Origin of the sequence: Vagococcus xieshaowenii (genome assembly GCF_004792515.1) — a bacterium.
Classification (GTDB): Bacteria; Bacillota; Bacilli; order Lactobacillales; family Vagococcaceae; genus Vagococcus_A; species Vagococcus_A xieshaowenii.
Map to the genome: position 1 here is coordinate 1,034,908 of NZ_CP038865.1, position 20,086 is coordinate 1,054,993.

The following is a 20,086-nucleotide window of genomic DNA, read 5'->3' on the forward strand; positions in this document are numbered from 1 at the left end:
AGACCTTATTTTGTCTTAGCTTTTGTTTTAGTATTCAAACATTCCGATAGTGACTCGAACCTTGCAATGTCACCTTGTTCAAGTGCAAGATCAATTGCCTCACGAAGTACTTGTTCATTAAAAGTAGCTTCAAGTTCATTTAATACCGTATGTCGTTCGCCTTTTGCTACTTGCTCATTCCAAGGCGCATACGGATTATCTTCTAAAACGCTTAGTAACGCTTCGTTTTTCCAACCCTCTTCAAAATTAAATTCTAAAAATAAATCAAACAATAAGTTAGAACGAATTTCATGAAAAATTTGTTCTCCATGTTCAAATACAAGCTGATGTTTAAACATTTGAAATGCCGGTTCTTTTTGCTTCAAATCTGAAAATTTAATTCCTCTAGGTGTCTTTTCGACGTGTTCAACGATTCTTACTTTCTTTAATACATTGTCATGTGTCACAATATAATTCAATAACCAATAAGCTTCTCTATCCTTAAATCGAATATTTTGAAGCACCCACGTTAAAAATAACTTTTTATCATCAGTAGGAATCATTTTACTCACTCCTTATTCTACCAATAAATGTTGTATCTCCATATCATCAGGGAAGTACTCTAGATATTGCTCTAAGACAACTTGTGCTTCGGCTAAATTGCCTTCTTCTCTTAAGAATAATCCATATTCTCTCAAAAAGTCTGGTTCATCGTCTAAGCCTTCGTAAGCACGGTGATACTGGATATTCGCATCTTCATATTGTTCTAACCCGTAATACGCCTGAGCAAGGCTCCAGTGCCCTTGTACGTTCATTAAGTCTTGTTGATCTTCTAATAATGCAACCACTTCTTCAAATTCTTCTTGCGCAATATATAAGTTACTTAATTTGATCAACGTTAGTTCTTTATCTTCTTCAATTTTTAAGGCATTAATCAAATATTCTTCTGCTTCATCTAATCGATGGTACTTATAAGCAAAATCTGATCCTAAATGATAAAGTGACACATCATAAGGATTTTCTTTCAACCCTGCTTTAATCATTGCGTCTGCTTCTTCGAGACGATTTTCGTCAATCAACGCACTCACCAGTGGTACATAGACATTAAGATACGTAGAACCTAACAAACGAATCTCTTCTAGTAAGGCAATAGCCTTTTCATTTTCACCAGTTTGAATATATAACAATGCCAATGAATGAAGCACATCATCCGAACGATTTTCTTTAAGTTCTTTTTCAAAAAGTTCAACAGCCTCATCAAACTCACCCATATGACTTAACGCAGTCGCTAATTGTTTAGGAATTCTTGTTTGAGCGAAGTCTTCAATTCCCAAGTTTGATAATTGTTTGTAGTAGTTAACTGCTTTAGCAAATTGATCAGTTTCTAGCGATAATTCAGCTAAAGCAAACAGAATAGTTGGCTCATTTGGCATTAATTGTAAAGCTTCTTTTAACTTAGCCTCTGCTGTTTCAGGGATTTGAATAGTAAAATACAAATCTGCTGCCACGAGCAAACTTGCCGGATATAATTCATCTTCCTTTGATACTTTGCTTAAATACTCCAACGCATCATCAATTTTATCCTCTTCAATTGCAATTTCTGCTAAGGAAATATACGTACTTGTTTCAACTTTATTGGTATCTAATAGGAAAATAAATATTTTTTTGGCTTCATCAATAAAACCCATTCTAAAAAGTTCATCACCTAATACGCCTAATAATTCATGATCATCAAATTTTAAGGCTTTTTCTAATAATAATTCCGCTTCAACGTAGTCGTTTTCTTGAATAGCGGCTAACATTTGTTCACTATATGTTGTCATTTCCTCACCTCTTATTGGCTATATTATACCTCATTTATAAGGAATATTCATTTAAATAGACTATAAATTAATACAAGCTTATTGTAAAAAACAAAAACCCCCACTAAAAACGACCATGAGCGTTTTTAGTGGGGGTTTAGGTAATTATTTAACAGCGTCTTTTAAAGCTTTACCTGGTTTAAATGCAGGAACTTTGCTTGCTGGAATGCTGATTTCTTCACCTGTTTGAGGGTTACGACCTTTGCGTTCTGCGCGGTCACGTACTTCAAAGTTACCAAAACCGATAACTTGTACTTTTTCACCTTCAGCTAGAAAATCTTGAACTGATGAAAATACTGCATCTACAGCTACTGTAGCGTCTTTCTTAGTTAAGTTTGTTTTCTCAACAACTTTTTCGATTAATTCTGCTTTGTTTGCCATGTCTATTATTCACCTCCGTAAATTTTAAAGTGTTGGACACTTATCGATAAAAAGATAATAAACACATAAGATAACAAATTGTTACCCATATCAAAGATAACATAGAAACCCTTTATTATCAAGGGTTTGGACTATTTAATTAAACTTTTTATTAAGGTAGATTAAAGTGAATCAAATTAAGTTATTTTCTACGTCTTGGAATGATGTGAATTGGTGTTCCTTCAAATGGAAACGCACGTCTAATTTGGTTTTCTAAGAATCTATTGTAAGAAAAATGCATTAATTCTTCTTCGTTCACAAAAACAACGAAAGTAGGAGGTTTTACTGCTACTTGTGTTGCATAGAAAATCTTCAAACGTTTCCCTTTATCTGTAGGCGTTGGGTTAATCGCAATCGCATCCATGATAATATCATTTAATACTGATGAAGAGACACGTAGATTTTGATTCATGCTGATTTGTTCAATCATTTCAGGCAACTTATTTAATCGTTGCTTTGTTTTAGCTGAAACAAAAATTAACGGGGCATAATCTAAGTATTTAAATTCTTGACGAATTTCGTCCTCAAATTCTTTCATTGTGTGCGTATCTTTTTCAATCGTATCCCACTTGTTAACAACAATCAAAATACCTTTACCGGCTTCATGAGCGAATCCAGCAATTCGTTTATCATATTCACGAATACCTTCTTCTGCATTAAGCACCATTAAAACAACGTCTGAGCGATCAATCGCACGCATTGCACGCATGACACTATATTTTTCAGTTGATTCGTATACTTTCCCACGTTTCCTCATACCTGCTGTATCAATCATTAAAAATTCTTGACCAGTATCCGATACAAATGATGTATCAATCGCATCACGTGTAGTACCCGCAACATCAGAAACAATCACACGTTCTTCACCTAAAATGGCATTAATAAGAGATGATTTCCCTACATTAGGACGACCAATTAAACTAAATTTAATTACCCCTTCATCTTCTTCCTCTTGCTCAGTATTAAAGTGTTTAACAGCTTCATCTAATACATCTCCAAGTCCAATACCATGACTTCCTGATACTGGATATGGATCACCTAATCCTAGTGAATAAAAATCATAAATATCTGCTCTCATTTCAGGATTATCTACTTTATTTACTGCCAAAATAACGGGTTTTGTTGAGCGTTGTAACATACGTGCAACAAGTTCGTCAGCGTCAGTCACGCCTTCACGTCCACTTGATACCATGATAATTACATCTGCTTCTTCCATCGCAATTTCAGCTTGATACTTGATTTGTTCCATGAAAGGCTCATCACCAAGATCGATACCACCCGTATCAATAATACTGAATTCTCTTCCTAACCATTCACCGACAGCATAAATTCTATCTCGAGTTACCCCCGGTGTGTCTTCTACGATGGAAATTCTTTCTCCAGCGATACGGTTAAACAATGTAGATTTCCCTACGTTAGGTCTACCTACAATTGCAATTGTTGGGTTTGCCATTAGCTTATCTCCTTCCATTTCGTCATACTTTCATAGTTTACCTAATTGAATCACGCAATTCAAGTAAATTATGTTATTATTTTGTGTTTAGCCTAAATAACACCTCATACGTCCATAATAAAAGGATGTGACAACGTCACATCCTTTTGCTTAAAAACGACTATTCTTCTTCAGAAAGTTCTAAATCTTTTCCAAGTAAATCACCTAAAGTAAAGCCTGAATCTTCCTCAGGTTCGTATACTTCAACGATTTCTTCTTCTACAATTGGTTCTTCTTTTTCTTCTAAAGCTTTAATGCTTAAAGCAATACGATGTTCTTCTGGTTTCACTTCTAACACTTTTACTTCTATTTCTTGACCTTCTGTTAAAACTTCATGCGGTGTCGCAATATGTTTATGTGAAATTTGTGAAATATGTACAAGACCTTCAACACCAGGAGCAATCTCAACAAAAGCACCAAAGCTTGTTAGACGTTTAACAACACCTGAAATAACTGATCCTACAACAAATTTTTCTGCAACATTTTCCCAAGGTCCAGGTTGTGTTTCTTTAATAGATAATGAAATTCTTTCATTATCGGCATCTACTGATAATACTTTCACGTCAACTTCATCGCCAACAGATAGCGCATCTTCAGGTTTTGCTACATGAGCATGTGAAATTTCAGATACGTGAACTAATCCGTCAATGCCACCTAAATCAACAAAAGCACCAAAATCAGTTAAACGAGCAACTTTCCCGTTCAACACAGCACCTTCAGTAATATCTGCTAGTAATTTATCTTTAAGTTCAGCTTTTTCAGCTTCAACAATCGCTTTGTGAGATAAAATCAAACGATTTTCTGATGGCTCAATTTCAATAATTTTAAATGTCATTGTTTTGCCTTTATAATCTGAAAAATCCGAAACATAGTGGTCTTCAACCATAGAAGCAGGCACGAATCCTCTAACACCCGCGTCAACTACTAAACCACCTTTTACAACATCTGTAATTGGCGCTTCGATAATACGGTCTGCTTTGAAATCTTCTTCGATATCAGCCCAGATTTTTTTAGCATCTAGACGACGTTTAGATAATAGATAGTTACCATTTTCTTTATCTTTACCGATTGTTGTAATAACAACTAAATCTAAAACATCTCCTACTGATATGATCTCGTTGATATCTTCTACAGGTAATGTTGATAATTCCTTAAGTGGAACTACCCCCTCAACGCCTGCTCCAATAATACCAACTAAAGCTTGTTTGTCTTCAATCTGTAAAACTTCTCCTTGGACAACATCTCCAATTTGTACCTCTTGTACACTATCTAGCGCATCTAACATTGAAGTATTTTCTACGTTTTCAAAACCAAATTCTGACATAACTTTTGACCTCCTTGCTAATCCATAGTCTAAAACTACTCTTACAAAACAATTTTAACGTATTGGATCAAGTAATTCTAGTAGAATAACTTATTTTTGATATAACTATTATATCACAAGATACGATTCAATGGTATTGACAACCTTTTCAATTGACATGCCAGTTGTATCGATTAGTTTGGCATCCTCTGCTTGAATTAACGGTGACACATCACGTGTCATATCTTTATGATCACGATCTGCAATTTCTTGTTTAAGTTTTTCAAAGTCAACATCCATCCCTTTGGCAAGGTTTTCTTTATAACGTCTTTCTGCACGTTCTTCAACACTCGCTACTAAGAAGATTTTTAATTCTGCATTTGGCATAACAGCTGTCCCTATATCACGGCCATCCATTACGACACCACCATTACGTCCTATTTCTTGTTGACGGGCCACTAAAATCTTTCTCACCTGTTCATGGGCAGAAACTTGCGATACATTATTTGTAACTAAGTCTTCACGAATCACTTCTGTTACATCTTCACCGTTCATCAGAACTGTTTGAGGGGCATCGTCATTAGATTGAAAACCTATTTCAATCGTCTCTAATAACTTAACAATTGCCTTCTCATCAGAAGGATTAATATTATTTTTCAACGTTGCGTATGTTATCACGCGGTACATTGCTCCTGTATCAACATAAACATAATTTAATTTTTTTGCTAATAATTTTGCTACTGTACTTTTTCCAGCTGAAGCTGGACCATCAATTGCAATACTAATTTTTTTGGTCATATTAAACACACTCCTATATTTTACCATAAATGAGGCTGTGACAACTTAATGTCACAGCCCCATATTTCTCATATAAATCAAAGTTAATATCAAATCAACTAATTATTTAGTTCTTAGCACTTGACCAGCTGATAATGGTGAATCTTGTGTTAAACCATTTAATTGCATTAATGTTTCCATTGAAACTCCTGCATTAATAGCTGCTCTGTAAATTCCTTCACCTGGTTGAACAGTGTACGTACCCGCTGCTCCTGCAGTTTCAGGTGTTGCTGGTGTTTCTACTTGTTGTTCTGCTTGGTTCTGTTCAACTTGTTGAGCAGCCTGTTGCTCTGCTGCCGCTTGTTGTTCTTGCTCAGCCTGTACTCTAGCCGCTTCTTCTTGTGCTTGTTTTTCAGCTGCTAATCTTTCAGCTTCAGCTTGTTCTTGTGCCTCTTTAGCTTTAGCTGCTTCTTCTTCAGACTTTTCTTTGTCTTCTTTTTCTTTTGCTACACTCTCAGAGTCAACTGTTTTTGTTTCTTTCGTTTTGCTGGCTTCTTCTGATGTAGAAGAAGCACTCGCTTTCGTACTTGACTCTGTTGTTTGAATAGCAATACCTGGTTCATTTTTTAATGATGACTCAGGTGTACGTGTTGCTTGCACAAAAATAAAAACAATCAGTAACACAATGGCTATTAATAATGCCAACAAGACTGTAATGAATCCCGCGTTCCCTTTAGAATTATTTTTTTTACCAGAACGAGAATATTCATCCTCTGACTCTGTATCATAAATAGGTTCTTCCCACGGCTCGCGTTTGTTATCGTTTTTATCCAAGAAAAACTCCTCCTTAAATACGTAGTTAACTATATCGTTATCCTATCCTAATAAATAGTACAACATTTTCAAAAAAAAATCTATGAATTAAACAGTTTCTTTATAATTTCTTGGGGTTTTAAGCCAATAATTGTGTTATTTTCATTTTTTGTCTGAAAATAATCGATTGGAAATGATTCGTTGTTTAATTCGTTACAATTATCACAACAAATATCTTGATGAGGAAACGCTGGTTCTTCAAAATAATCTGAGATTATTTGACGACGACATGTAGCGGTTGTTAAAAAAGTCATCATTTCCGACACTTGCAATTGTTTCTCAAGTAATCGTTGTTGAATACGTTGTTCTAATTCTTCCTTGCTGGATTGTTCGTTAGATTGATATTCTAACCATTTAACTTGAATATCTGAATAATTTTCTTTCGAAACATCTTTTAATGACGTTAATTGCGTAAATGTTTGCCATTCATTTTCTAATTCTTTTCTAAAATAGTGATGAATCCGTTGATCTTTTTCATCAAAAAGAACGACAGAAACCGATTGTTTACCATCTCTACCAGCCCTACCGGATTCTTGCACGAATGCTTCCAGACTATTAGGTAACTGATAATGAATTACATAACGTATATCCGCTTTGTCAACCCCCATTCCAAAAGCACTTGTCGCAACCAAACAATCCAATTGTCCTTTAATAAACTGTTCTTGCACATTAGCTCGTTCCACGCCGTTCATCCCACCATGATAATAAGCTATCTTAACTGACGTATTATCCTTCAAAAAACGATAAACCCCTTCAGCATCTTTTCTTGTTGTGCAATAAATCATTCCAGGGCCAGCGTATTGTTTAACAAACGATTCTAACCAGTCATTTTTATTGGTCGTTCCATTCGTTTCTTCTACATGATAATAAATATTGGGACGATTAACAGTTGTTTTTATTACATGCACTGGTTTATTTAAATATAATTTCTGCTCAATATCTTTTATCACGTGAGACGTCGCTGTAGCAGTTAATGCCAATACTCTAGGGCTGGATAACTGATGAATAACGGTATGTAATCGCTCATAATCCGGTCTAAAATCAATCCCCCATGTTGAGATACAATGAGCTTCGTCAACAACAAATAAAGAAATCGACAAACGTTTTAAACGATAGATTAATTCTTTATTCATCAACGATTCTGGCGTAACAAAAATAAATTTGTATGTTGCTAAACGTTCAAAAATCCACTGACGTTCCTCGGCAGATAATTGACCATTGATTGAAACGACACTTTTTTCACCCTGTTTTATCAACCGTCTAACTTGATCCTCCATCAAAGAAATAAGCGGAGAAACAATAATCGTCTGACCAGTAAGTAAATAGCTTGTCAGTTGATAACAGAGTGACTTACCGCTCCCAGTTGGAAGGATACTTAATACATGACGTGTAGAAATAATCGTTCGGATAGTTTCTTCTTGACCTTCTCTAAAGGTTTCAAAACCAAAGCGATGTCTTAACGTTTTAATAACTGGATCCATTTAACGTCATCTTCTTTCTGTATAGTTGATAAAGCCTCATTTCAAAATAAGTCAGCGGCACTTGTGCATTTTTTTCAATCACTTGAAATACCCACTCTTTTTCATTTGGAAATAGTTCATTGAGATGCAATAACTCGTCATAAAGTTCTTCATATAAGAAGTCTTCAAACGGGAACGCCTCATCGATAATAGCAAATTCTAACAAATGCTCATCCAATGTGCTCTGCTTAATCCTTCTTCTGTGCATTACTTCATTAACATCTCGTATTTCTTTATATAACGCATAACTTTGCGCCGCACTTTGATTATACGGATAGTGATAAATTAATTGATAAACACTTGCTAGAAGCGGTGTTTCTTTCATATTTAATTTCCCCATAATAAAATGATAACTATTACGATCGATTAATAGGGCTTCTAGTGGACTCATGTTTAGTTCATCACTTAATTGGGCCAATGTTTTCCCCGTCAATCCATGCCCACTAATTTGGGAAAAAAACAACGAAGACTCAAGAGAATCCTCTACTAGCCAATCTAAAACTGTTGTCAATTCAATCGATAAAGATTGCACCAACGCTGTTTTTGATTGCTTTTCTAGTTGCATTGCCAACCATTTTTTTACTAGCATTTGGCGAAAACCATTCAATTCAATCGGCAAGTAGTGCTTATTATGAAAAGATAACTCTGAGCTTACTTGTATCACAAGTAGTAAAACTGATTTGAACAACTCATCATTACGGCTATATTTAAACCCATTAATAGTAGATGTCGGAACGTTCATTTGATGTTGCTCCAAATAGGACTTACCTGAACGGGTGATCACCACTTTGTCATTACTTTCTAATAGTAATTGGTTACGCAATAATCGTTTAATTATTTGATTAAATTGATATTCTTGAAATTCAGGAAAAATCGCAAAATAAGGTAACGAATCGTATAGATAACCATACGATATTATTGAAATTGTTCGTTTACCTTTTAATAATTGATAGAGTGTTGAGGCTCTAACCTTGTTCCCGTGAGCAAATAGGGATAAAATAAAATCATCAATACTATATGTCATTGAAATACCTCTTTATAAGGGTGATAAGATGTTAACCAAAATTATACCAGAAAAATGCATTGCATGTGGACTATGCCAGTTAAAAGCACCAGATATTTTTGACTACACAGCTGATGGTATCGTCATTTTCCAAGAAGATGATCAATTATTAGAAAAAACCATCCCAAGTGAGTTAGAAGCACAATGTCTTGCTGCTTACAAAAAGTGTCCCACTCGTGCCATTATTATTGAAAAATTGCAAAAATAAAAGAAGAACGCTCATTAGCGTTCTTCTTTTATTATATACGAATTAGAAGTCTTTTCTTTTTTATTTAGCCATGGTGCAAGACTCTTATAGACAACAAAGAATAAACTGTTGACGATAACCCCTTTAATTAAATTAAAGGGCAATACCCCAAAGAATATATAGTCTGCCATTGTCCCCGGAAGAACAAAGCCAGCAAATTTAGCATACACAGGAAGTATGAAACTATAGTTAGCAATTGCCATAACAACCGTTGAAATTAACACACCCACAATTAACCCCGTCATCAAACCAACCGATGTATGTTTTTTCTTATAAATAAGATACACAGGAATACTTAATGCAATCGAAGCTAAAAAACTAGCCAGATCACCGATCATATTAGGAATGCTAAAACCTGTTGATAACAAATGCAATATTGATCGTAACACAGCAACACCAATACCTGCAAGCGGCCCTAAAATGAATGTCCCTAATAAAATAGGAATCTCACTAAAATCCACTCTCATAAATGAAACAGCTGGTAAAACGGGAAATGCAAAAAACATTAACACAAATGAAACTGCGGCCAGCATGGCGATAATCACCATACCTTGTACTTTACTCTTTTTCAAACTGAAACCCTCCTAGAAGGATCCATCTTCACTGAACTGCAAAGACTATTTTCAAACAAAAAAACTATTTTTCTACATAAGGGCAGAAAAATAGCGAATTATCTTATTTGAAAGCTAGTCAAATAAGCTCAATCCTCTTTATACCAGACTATACTGTCGGTTTTGGAATTTCACCAAATCAGCCATTCTAGCAAGCTAGAACAGGTCGTGGACTATAACCACCGGTCGGGAATTACACCCTGCCCCTGAAGACGAACCTTTATTTAATTTTTACGACTTAATTCTAACATGAAAACAACGACAATACAATATGTTCACGTTAAAAAAACATCATATAAAAGACTAATCGTTTTTATCTAAATTCATTAAATCTTTGACTTCTCTTGGTGTTAAGCGACGATATTGTCCTGGCGCTAATCCTTTAAGATCTAAATTACCATAACGTTCACGTTTTAATTTTACAACCGGATAACCAATCGCTTCCATCATTTTTTTAACTTGGTGATTACGACCTTCGTGAATAGTTAGCTCAACAATTGCTGTTTGATTCGCTTTATCACGTGATAAAACCATGATTTTGGCAGGCGCTGTTTTGCGTCCTTCAATACGAATTCCTTTTTCGATTTTTTGTAAATCTTTTTGCGTAGGAATTCCTTTTAATTTAGCTACATATATTTTATCTACCTCATAGCTTGGATGCGTTAATTTATTGGTGAATTCTCCATCATTGGTTAATAATAACAGACCTGATGTATCGTAATCTAAGCGTCCAACTGGGAAAATACGTTCATGTACACCTGGTAAAAAGTCCGTCACTACCGTACGATCTTTATCATCTGATACGGTTGAAACAACCCCTCTTGGTTTGTATAGCATGAAATAAACATTTTCTTCACGTGTTAATGGGATTCCATTAACCTCGATAACATCTTTCTTGGTAACTTTAACTCCCATTTCCGTTACTTTTTTACCATTAACGGTTACTTTACCTTGTGCAATTAATTCCTCTGATTTTCTTCTCGAAGCAACACCGCTTTGAGCTAGAAATTTCTGTAATCTAACTTCTTCCATATTTGTTTTATCATCCTTTCGCGAGATCTACTCGCTAATTTCGTCTTGTTGTTCATTTAAATAGTCGGTTAAATCATGTGAGTCAAACGCATCTTGATCATTGAGTTCTTCTTTTAATTTATCAAAAAACAAATCAGTCGGCATATCATCTGCAAATTCTTTTTCCATTTCATCGATGGATGGTAATTGATCAAGTGACTCTAACCCAAAATAATTCATAAAATAGTTCGTTGTGCCGTATAAAATTGGACGACCCGGTCCATCCATACGCCCACGTTCTTCAATTAAATTACGCGCCAACAACTTTTGTAAAGACCCTGACGATTGAACGCCACGGATATCATCAATTTCTACACGCGTAATGGGTTGTTTATAGGCGATAATTGATAAAGATTCAAGCGCTGCTTGTGATAGATTATGTGACAGCGAAGACTGGGCATAGGTTTTAAGCAAATCAGCCATTTCTTTTTTTGTTGTTAACACATAATGGGTACCTACTTCTAATATATTAAGCGCACATTGAGCATCTGCTAAATACTTTTGAGATAATTGTTCTATTTCTTCATAAATAACATTAGTTGGTTGGTGGGTATAGTAGGCCAATTCATCGATGGAAATGCCCTCTTGCCCAACGACAAATAATAACGCTTCTATTTTGCTTTGTAAAGACATCATTTTTGTTACTCCACCTCTTCTATACTTGTTTGAAATAATACTATTGGAGCATAGGGTTCTACTTGTTTAGCAATGATTGTTTTTTTCTTTATCAATTCTAGCATTGCCATAAAAGTTGTCACAATTTCACTTTTGCTAAATGTAATGAATAGAGACTCAAACGATAAACCTTTATGAGATGTAGAGACTTCATTTAATTTTGATTCAATCCAGTTCATCTGTTCTTCTATAGAATTTTTATCCGGTCTAATCGTTGTTTCTTGTGTCATTTTATGTTTACGTCTTTCTAAAATATCATGAAAAGCAAAAAATAAATCAATCGTAGTTACTTGATCTGGTTCTAATTCAGGGATTTCTTCTTGATAGTGATCCAAATCCATGGGCTCTTTAGAATAATAGTCGCCTCTTTGATGTTCTTTTTCTTTCAATACCCCTGCTGCATATTTAAATTTCCTATATTCCAATAATTGTGCGACCAATGCTTCACGTGGATCTTCTTCTTCATCCATTAATAATTCATCATCCATCATTAGTTCTTGCTTTGGCAATAGCATTTTACTTTTAATAGACATAAGTGTTGCTGCCATCACCATGTATTCCCCAGCTACTTCCAGCTGAAGCTCTTTCATCGAATGAATAAACTTCATGTATTGTGAAGTAATCTCCGCAATTGGAATATCATAAACATCCACTTCTAAGGTTTTTATCAAATGCAATAGTAGATCTAGAGGTCCTTCAAATACCTCTAATTTTAAATTTAATTCCGTCATTTCCGACACCTTTCATGCATGATTAACTTATGTATTATAGCATACTAACTAGCTGAACGTGTAATGATTTATGCACGAGGAAAATATTGCTTATAGACTTCTGCCATTCGTTTCTTCGTAATGTGCGTGTAAATTTGTGTCGTTGAAATATCTGAATGACCTAATAGCTCTTGAACCACTCTTAAATCTGCTCCATTTTCTAATAGATGTGTAGCAAAACTATGGCGTAGTGTATGAGGTGTTACCTCACTTTTTATACCCGTTTGAACCACATACTGTTTTAAATTCTTCCATATCCCTTGTCGTGTGAATCCTCCACCTCGGTGATTTAAAAACAAAATATCTGTTGGCTTTCTGGCATCTGCAAGTAAAGGACGTGCTTCATCTAGATAGGTCGTGATCCATTTAATAGCGTGATCACCTAACGGAATAATCCGCTCCTTATCGCCTTTACCAATCGTTTGAATTAAGCCTAACGATAAATGTAAATCATCCAATTTCAAGGTGATTAACTCTGTCACACGTAAGCCAGTTGCATACATCACTTCAAAAATAGCACGGTCACGTATACCTAAAATAGATTGTGTATCAGGAGCATTGATAATTTTTTCCACTTCTTCCAAAGACAATGTTTTTGGCAACGTGCGACCCTTTTTAGGTGTTTCGACATATTGCATAGGATCATGATCTGTTAGCCTCTCAATTCTTAAAAACTGATGGAACTTTCTCAAAGTAGAAACCATTCTGATACTTGTGGCAGCAGACTTTCCTTCATCATTTAACTTTTTTAAAAAGGCAAGAACATGATAACGATCAACTGATTGCCACTCCTCAATAGCTTCTTCTTCTAAAAAAGTTGCGTATTGCATTAAATCTCTAGTATAGCTCTCAATACTATTTTTGGATAATCCTCTCTCAACTTTTAAATGATGTAGATACTCTTCGATTACTTGTTTCATACTAACCTCCTTGTTTTAACCGTATATATATTATGTAAACTATTATACCAAAACTAAAAAGGAGATGAAACACGTTTCATCTCCTTTTTAGTTACTTTCTATTATGATTGACACTTATGGCAAATACCATGAAACGTCAATCGATGATCCGTTACGCGAAAACGAAAATCTCGTTCAACAGTTTTTTCTACTTCTAATAACAAATCATCTTCTATTTCTTGAATATCACCACATTCTAAACAAAGTAAATGATGATGAAAGTGCTTCGCCCCTTCTTTTCTCAAATCGTAGCGTGCAACACCGTCAGTAAAACTAATTTTATCAATAATTTTCAGTTCCGTTAGCATCTCTAACGTACGGTAAACAGTTGCTAAACCTATATCTGGACTTTTTAATTTAACTAATAAATAAATTTCTTCTGCTGTTAAATGGTCTTTTTCATTCTCAATTAGCACTTGAACAGTGGCTTCTCGTTGAGGTGTTAGTTTATAGCCACCTTCATGTAATTGTTTACGAATAGATTCTAGTTGTGTTTCTGTCATTCTAACACCTCTTATTTATAATAATTATTATTTATCACAAAAAATCAGACAAACTATTTATAATGATTATAAAATAGTTTGTCTGATTAAGCAAGAATTCTATTGGGTTCGACAGTTTTTATCGACTTTCATACTATAAAACATTGATAAAACACCTAAAACCATAACAACAACCCCAAACGCTAACATTGTTTTAACGCCATAATGAGTGATAATTTGTCCACCTACGAAACTTCCCACGACATTACCAAATGTAAGAGCCGCCATTACAAACGATTGCCCTTTAACATTATCTTTTTCATCCATTATCAGATTAATATAGTGAGCATAAGCCGGCGTAATTAAAGCAAATGAGAACATTTGCAGTAATTGGACAGGAATAATTTGCGTAAAACTTCCAGCTATTAAATACAACACACTTCTAATTAGGAAAAAGACCACTGAAATTAGCAATAAATTTCTAACATTAAATTTCTTTTCTAGCCACTGAAAGCCAAACATCACTGGAATTTCTACGGCACTTGCGATGGCGATTGCATAACCAATTTGACTTTGTCCCCCGTTAACACTACTAATAATTTGTGGTAAAAAGACATTGACTAAATTATGAAAGGTAAACACTAAGGCAATCGCAATAATTAATGGCAATAAGCTAGGATAACGTTTTAATAGACGATTACTACTCTTACTATCATCTAACTTATTAACTACCATTTCTTTAGGCACTTCCTCAATCTTTGGAAGCGCGAACAATAAACTCAATAATAAAAGAGATGCCAATATGGTCACTATTGGAATTGTCAGACTTGAGTGCTTAGCCAACCACCCACCTAAAAGAAATGATGTAAGAGCATACGCTCCGGACCCAATCCCTCTAGTCACCGAAAACGATACATGATATCCAGCATTATCATATTCATAAACTAAACTAGTCATTAACGGTTGAATATTGTAGAGTAATATCACCGCTATGCAATATAACGTCCCAATCACCAGATTAGATTCATGGAATAACATAAGCAATATATTAATAAGCGCCATTAAACACGTACTACCAACAATCATCCTTTTCAATGTCAATTTAGGGATTTTTTCTATTATAAATCCGGACCCAAATTGAACAAAAACCGAAATAAAACAAGCTACAGCAATAATTGTCCCTACTTCTCCATCGTTAATGCCCCTATCTAACATATAAACCGTAGCAAATCCACTAACACTACAAAAAATTATCCAGTACAATCCTTGAATAACACTCATGATACCAAAAACTGATTTATTTTTACCTAACAAAACGTTCCCCTCCCAAAAAAAGAGGATGTGAAACATAGCTTCACACCCTTTATCTCAAAGTTTATTATTTATCGCTAGTTGTTTCTGTTGCTTCTTCAAGTAAAATAGTAAAACCATTTTCTTGTTTAATTTTTCTAGCTTTCAATAAACTACCTAATGCACGTTTAAATTGTGCTTTGCTTATCGCAAACATTTCTTTAATTTCCTCTGGTGTTGATTTGTCCGTATAAGGGATTTTACCATCACGAGATTGACGTAGGAAAGTCAAAATCATATTCGCATCGTCAGAAATTACTTCATGCGCACGTGGTTTAAGTGAGATATTAAGCATGCCATCTGGTCTGATACCAATAACACGACCCGTTACTTTTTCTCCAAGTCTTGGTTCATTAAAACGTTCAGACGGATGGATAAAGGCTAAGTGATAGTCTTCGGTTAAAACAAACGTCCCAACAACTTTCACACGGTAAACCGTCCCTATAACATCCTTATTATGCATCTCTTCAGTTGCTGGACGACTCATCGCTGCAACCAACTCTTCATCGGCTAGTTCCGCCCATAAGCGATCTTTATCATCTGTACGCAACGTGACATATAAACGATCATCTTTTTTCGGCCATAATTCTTTCATTGCTGGCAATTCATCTGAAGATAACGCAATATCTTTATCTTTAAGACCAATGTCTACAAACGCACCCAAGTCACGGCGTGTGCCAACAACATCTACAAAGCCATATTTTCCTTTAACGATTTCAGGAATTTGCGTTGTTAATGCGCCTTCACTTTTTTGATTTAAATAAGCAAATCCTTCAACTGCTTCACCTAATGCGTGTTCGCCTTCTGATTTGGCTAATTTAAACGTGTAACCATTTTTCTGGACAAAATATGATATATCGTTTTCATCGATAATCAAGCCTGTCCATACAGTCCCTAATAAGTCTTTCATACATTTCACTCGATTCTATTATGTTTATTTACGCTTTATTATATCATAATCCCTGTACCGAAACACAAATTAGCAAAAAATAAAAAGAGTTTGCACTAAAATTTAGCACAAACTCCAAAAGTTTTAAGACATTTATTATAAAACACTCATAATAATGAAATTTAAGATAAATAAAGCTGTGATTACCCAAACAATAGGTGCCACTTCTTTCATTCTTCCTTTGATTACTTTTAGAATCACGTAGAAAATGAAACCAACCGCAATTCCATAAGAAATACTAAATGATAATCCCATAAAGATTGAAGCGAAAAATGCTGGAATTGCTTCGTCTAAGTTATCCCAATTAATTTCTTTAAATGAGCTTAACATCATAATACCTACAACGATTAAAACTGGTGCCGTTGCTTGAGCAGGAACAATTGAAATTAATGGAGCAAATAAACTACTCAAAGCGAATAAGACAGCAACTACCACAGACGTTAATCCTGTACGTCCACCCGCCCCAATACCGGCAGCACTTTCTACAAACGTCGTTGTATTAGACGTACCAAACACAGCACCAATTGATGTTGCAATGGCATCTGCAAATAACGCACGATCCATCTTAGATTTCATTCCAGTACTGTTTTCAAGTGCTGCTTCATCTTCAGCACTGAAAATACCTGTTTTTCGTCCAGTCCCAATAAATGTGCCGATTGTATCAAAGGTATCTGATAAACTAAACGCTAAAATGGTCATTAACACTAACGGAATACGTTGTGCATTCTCAAATAGACTTGGTAATCCTTCTGAACCAAACGCCGCACCAAACGTTGTGCCTAACTCTTTAATTGAGCTACCTAACGAATTGTTTTTGAAATCAATAGCTGATAAATCAACCACACCCATAAAAATACCGATAATCGTTGTCCCAATGATTGAAATTAAAATACCACCTTTAACATCAAGAGCCACTAAGATAATCGTTAACACTAAACCAATCACTGCTAAAATCATTCCTGGGCTATTAAACATCGCTAAGCCGGGAACAATCCCACCATTAACTGTAACGTTAACAGCTTGATCGCCATCTACAATTGAACTTGTAATAGAGCCAGCATCACCTGAGAACGTTAATAAATTAGCACTTTTCAACCCTGCATAGGCAACAAAGATACCGATACCTCCACCGATGGCATGTTGTAAACTTTCAGGAATTGCTTTGATAATCATTTTTCTTATTTTTGTTACTGTAATTAAAATATTAATAATTCCACATAAAAATACCATTCCTAATGCTTGTTGCCAAGAATAGCCTAAACCAAATACGACAGTAAATGTAAAGAATGCATTAAGCCCCATACCTGGTGCTTGCGCGTAAGGAACGTTTGCAAATAATCCCATTACTAATGTTCCGATAATTGAAGAAATAATTGTTGCTAAAAATACTGCCTGAAATGGCATGCCAGACTGCGATAAAATATTAGGATTTACAAATAAAATGTAGCTCATAGCAAAAAACGTAGTAAATCCAGCTATTACCTCTCTTGAGACTGTTGTACCATTTTCTTTCAGTTTAAAAAACTTATCCATTATGATTCCCCTTTTATGTTTTTTACGAACAATTAACCCTTCTGATTTAATATTGTTCATATTTAATGAATAAATTAATTATATGAATAAAATAAACAAAATGCAACACTTTTGTGAACTTTATCTATATACATTATGATTAATGTTCGTGTTTAGACGTTTAATTATTAAACGGATAGGTAGTTAGCGTGCAAAACATTATATTTCTAATCTATTCTTCTCTAAAATCTTCCTCATCTCTAACAAATCGTCCATTCATACAAAAAACAATTATTGAGCGTTTTTTGATTGATTTATTTTATATTAGGGTGTACGATATTAACAGATTTAGGCAAACCTAAAAAAAAGGAGGGTTTTTATGTCCGCTACTCAATCAACCAAAAATAATCCACCACATAAAAGCTTAAGTGAGATTAATCAATCTATTGACGTTCCAACAGACAAAAGTTTTTTCAAAAATCTATTAGCTTTTTCAGGTCCTGGTGCCTTAGTGGCAGTTGGCTACATGGATCCTGGAAACTGGATTACGTCTATTGGAGGAGGCGCAAAATACGGTTACTTACTACTTTCAATTATTTTATTATCTAGTTTAATTGCCATGTTATTACAATATATGTCTGCAAAATTAGGCATTGTGACACAAATGGACTTAGCTCAAGCTACTCAACATCTTACCGGTAAGAAAATGTCATTCTTCTTATGGATAATTGCAGAGTTAGCGATTATGGCAACTGATATCGCTGAAGTTATAGGTGGTGCTATCGCACTTAATTTGTTGTTCGGAATACCTTTGTTATACGGCGTTCTTTTAACTGTTTTTGATGTATTTATTCTTTTGTTTTTAATGAAGTTAGGGTTCAGAAAGATTGAAGCAATCGTTGTTTTATTAATTGGCGTCATTTTATTTGTCTTTCTTTACGAAGTTATTATCGCACAACCAAATGTTCCTGATATCTTCAAAGGATTCATGCCACAAAAGCAAGTTTTACATCCAGGCGAGTTAACCATGTCACTAGGGATTATTGGTGCAACGGTTATGCCACATAATTTATATCTACATTCTTCCATTTCTCAATCACGAAAAATTGATGCGTCTAATAAACAAGAAGTCGCTAAAGCCGTTAAGTTTGCAACTTGGGATTCAAATATCCAATTGTCAGCTGCTTTCTTTGTTAATTGTTTGTTATTAATTCTTGGTGGGGCATTGTTCTTCGGGAATGGAGAAGGCTTAGGAACATTCTCAAGTTTATACAATGCGTTACAAGATCCTAATTATGCCGGTAGTGTGGCTAGTCCCTTATTAAGCACCTTGTTCGCTGTGGCATTACTTGCTTCAGGACAAAACTCTACTATAACTGGAACACTAACTGGACAAATTGTAATGGAAGGTTTCATTCATTTAAAAATACCTTCATGGGTGAGACGCTTAGTGACACGATTAATATCTGTTATCCCTGTCATCATTTGTGCTTATATTTTTGGAGATAATGAAGCGGCTTTAGATAACCTATTAATATACTCTCAAGTACTCTTAAGTATCGCCTTACCTATTGCTATGGTTCCGCTAGTATACTTTACTAGCTCTGAAAAAATAATGGGGGCACAATTCAAAAATAAAAAATGGGTAGCTATATTAGGTTGGGTAGCCACTGTCTCCCTATGTGTACTAAACATCCAATTAATTATCCAAACACTTTTCCCATAATAAAAAGCCTCATCAATTCTTCACAAGAAAAATTGATGAGGCTTTTTTAAAACCTTCTATTTAATTGCTTAGCAACAATTCTTGTTAGATTAATCGATAACGCTGCCATGATTAATGTTACGAGATTTATAGAACCTATTGTCGGTATTTTTTTTATAATAGCTTGCTTATATAAAAATTCTTGTACCATTGGCATAATAGCTAAAACGATGATACCTGTATAATGATAAATAATTTGGTGTTTGATTTTTCTTAAAATTTTTTTAGTTTTTTTGTAAATAACAGGTAATACGATCGTAAGAACCAATGTAAAGACCACCAACACCCAGTATTCTTTTACTATATCCATGATTAAAGTGATTATTTCTTGTTTGTTACGCATGATTGTGTCATCCTCATATCTTTTTATTCGTGCTTTCTTATAATAATTCAAAACAAATAAAAA

General features: G+C 34.7%; 21 protein-coding genes and 1 riboswitch. Of the genes, 2 read left to right on the plus strand and 19 right to left on the minus strand.

The genetic code is table 11. The annotated features are described in order from the left end of the window. Window positions 1-5 precede the first annotated feature (5 nt). The 9 genes from E4Z98_RS05005 to E4Z98_RS05045 form a co-directional block, all read right to left on the minus strand. Window positions 6-542, minus strand: coding sequence for a YpiB family protein (locus tag E4Z98_RS05005; RefSeq protein ID WP_135254690.1), 537 nt, complete (start codon window positions 540-542; stop codon window positions 6-8). Between the two features lie 12 nt (window positions 543-554). Beyond that, window positions 555-1,802, minus strand: coding sequence for a tetratricopeptide repeat protein (locus E4Z98_RS05010; protein WP_135254689.1), 1,248 nt, complete (start codon window positions 1,800-1,802; stop codon window positions 555-557). A gap of 144 nt (window positions 1,803-1,946) precedes the next feature. Next, a complete protein-coding gene (locus tag E4Z98_RS05015; RefSeq protein WP_135254688.1) occupies window positions 1,947-2,222 on the minus strand; it encodes an HU family DNA-binding protein in 276 nt (91 codons plus the stop codon). Window positions 2,223-2,403: 181 nt separating this feature from the next. Next, a complete protein-coding gene (gene der, locus E4Z98_RS05020) occupies window positions 2,404-3,714 on the minus strand; it encodes a ribosome biogenesis GTPase Der (protein WP_135254687.1) in 1,311 nt (436 codons plus the stop codon). Between the two features lie 160 nt (window positions 3,715-3,874). Continuing rightward, on the minus strand, window positions 3,875-5,077 hold the full coding sequence (gene rpsA, locus E4Z98_RS05025; RefSeq protein WP_135254686.1) for a 30S ribosomal protein S1: 1,203 nt from the start codon (window positions 5,075-5,077) through the stop codon (window positions 3,875-3,877). A 108-nt stretch (window positions 5,078-5,185) separates the two neighbouring features. After that, window positions 5,186-5,854, minus strand: a complete 669-nt coding sequence (cmk, locus tag E4Z98_RS05030) for a (d)CMP kinase (protein ID WP_135254685.1) — start codon at window positions 5,852-5,854, stop codon at window positions 5,186-5,188. A 102-nt stretch (window positions 5,855-5,956) separates the two neighbouring features. Further along, window positions 5,957-6,667, minus strand: a complete 711-nt coding sequence (locus E4Z98_RS05035) for a LysM peptidoglycan-binding domain-containing protein (protein ID WP_167790931.1) — start codon at window positions 6,665-6,667, stop codon at window positions 5,957-5,959. An 80-nt stretch (window positions 6,668-6,747) separates the two neighbouring features. Continuing rightward, window positions 6,748-8,187 (minus strand): RecQ family ATP-dependent DNA helicase, encoded by a 1,440-nt coding sequence (locus E4Z98_RS05040; RefSeq protein WP_135254683.1) that lies wholly within the window; start codon window positions 8,185-8,187, stop codon window positions 6,748-6,750. Beyond that, complete coding sequence (locus E4Z98_RS05045; RefSeq protein ID WP_135254682.1) at window positions 8,171-9,250, minus strand: helix-turn-helix domain-containing protein; 1,080 nt, start codon at window positions 9,248-9,250, stop codon at window positions 8,171-8,173. Before E4Z98_RS05045 ends, E4Z98_RS05040 begins: the two co-directional genes overlap by 17 nt. A 28-nt stretch (window positions 9,251-9,278) precedes the next feature. On the opposite strand from E4Z98_RS05045, the gene E4Z98_RS05050 reads away from it, so the two are divergent. Continuing rightward, entirely contained in the window at window positions 9,279-9,497 is a 219-nt protein-coding gene (locus E4Z98_RS05050; RefSeq protein ID WP_135254681.1) for a ferredoxin, read from the plus strand. 14 nt (window positions 9,498-9,511) lie between these two features. Here the strand turns inward: E4Z98_RS05050 and E4Z98_RS05055 are convergent, their stop codons facing one another. The 9 genes from E4Z98_RS05055 to E4Z98_RS05095 form a co-directional block, all read right to left on the minus strand. Further along, entirely contained in the window at window positions 9,512-10,108 is a 597-nt protein-coding gene (locus E4Z98_RS05055; protein WP_241856667.1) for an ECF transporter S component, read from the minus strand. Between the two features lie 127 nt (window positions 10,109-10,235). Further along, window positions 10,236-10,365, minus strand: a riboswitch (FMN riboswitch). An 85-nt stretch (window positions 10,366-10,450) separates the two neighbouring features. Then, window positions 10,451-11,179, minus strand: a complete 729-nt coding sequence (locus E4Z98_RS05060; RefSeq protein ID WP_135254680.1) for a pseudouridine synthase — start codon at window positions 11,177-11,179, stop codon at window positions 10,451-10,453. A gap of 27 nt (window positions 11,180-11,206) precedes the next feature. Beyond that, window positions 11,207-11,851 carry an SMC-Scp complex subunit ScpB gene (gene scpB, locus E4Z98_RS05065; protein WP_135254869.1) on the minus strand — a complete coding sequence of 215 codons (645 nt, stop codon included), beginning with the start codon at window positions 11,849-11,851 and terminating at the stop codon, window positions 11,207-11,209. 8 nt (window positions 11,852-11,859) lie between these two features. After that, window positions 11,860-12,624, minus strand: a complete 765-nt coding sequence (locus E4Z98_RS05070) for a segregation/condensation protein A (RefSeq protein WP_135254679.1) — start codon at window positions 12,622-12,624, stop codon at window positions 11,860-11,862. A 68-nt stretch (window positions 12,625-12,692) separates the two neighbouring features. Then, on the minus strand, window positions 12,693-13,583 hold the full coding sequence (gene xerD / locus E4Z98_RS05075) for a site-specific tyrosine recombinase XerD (protein ID WP_135254678.1): 891 nt from the start codon (window positions 13,581-13,583) through the stop codon (window positions 12,693-12,695). 101 nt (window positions 13,584-13,684) lie between these two features. After that, on the minus strand, window positions 13,685-14,125 hold the full coding sequence (gene fur, locus E4Z98_RS05080) for a ferric iron uptake transcriptional regulator (RefSeq protein ID WP_135254677.1): 441 nt from the start codon (window positions 14,123-14,125) through the stop codon (window positions 13,685-13,687). Window positions 14,126-14,224: 99 nt separating this feature from the next. After that, complete coding sequence (locus E4Z98_RS05085) at window positions 14,225-15,418, minus strand: MFS transporter (protein WP_167790930.1); 1,194 nt, start codon at window positions 15,416-15,418, stop codon at window positions 14,225-14,227. Between the two features lie 64 nt (window positions 15,419-15,482). Next, complete coding sequence (locus E4Z98_RS05090; protein WP_135254675.1) at window positions 15,483-16,364, minus strand: CvfB family protein; 882 nt, start codon at window positions 16,362-16,364, stop codon at window positions 15,483-15,485. Between the two features lie 135 nt (window positions 16,365-16,499). Then, window positions 16,500-17,936, minus strand: a complete 1,437-nt coding sequence (locus tag E4Z98_RS05095; protein ID WP_135254674.1) for an NCS2 family permease — start codon at window positions 17,934-17,936, stop codon at window positions 16,500-16,502. A 358-nt stretch (window positions 17,937-18,294) separates the two neighbouring features. Between E4Z98_RS05095 and E4Z98_RS05100 the strand changes: the two genes are divergently transcribed. Further along, complete coding sequence (locus E4Z98_RS05100; protein ID WP_135254673.1) at window positions 18,295-19,641, plus strand: Nramp family divalent metal transporter; 1,347 nt, start codon at window positions 18,295-18,297, stop codon at window positions 19,639-19,641. Window positions 19,642-19,687: 46 nt separating this feature from the next. On the opposite strand, the gene E4Z98_RS05105 is transcribed toward E4Z98_RS05100, so the two are convergent. Then, window positions 19,688-20,023, minus strand: a complete 336-nt coding sequence (locus tag E4Z98_RS05105) for a hypothetical protein (protein WP_135254672.1) — start codon at window positions 20,021-20,023, stop codon at window positions 19,688-19,690. Window positions 20,024-20,086: the final 63 nt, after the last annotated feature.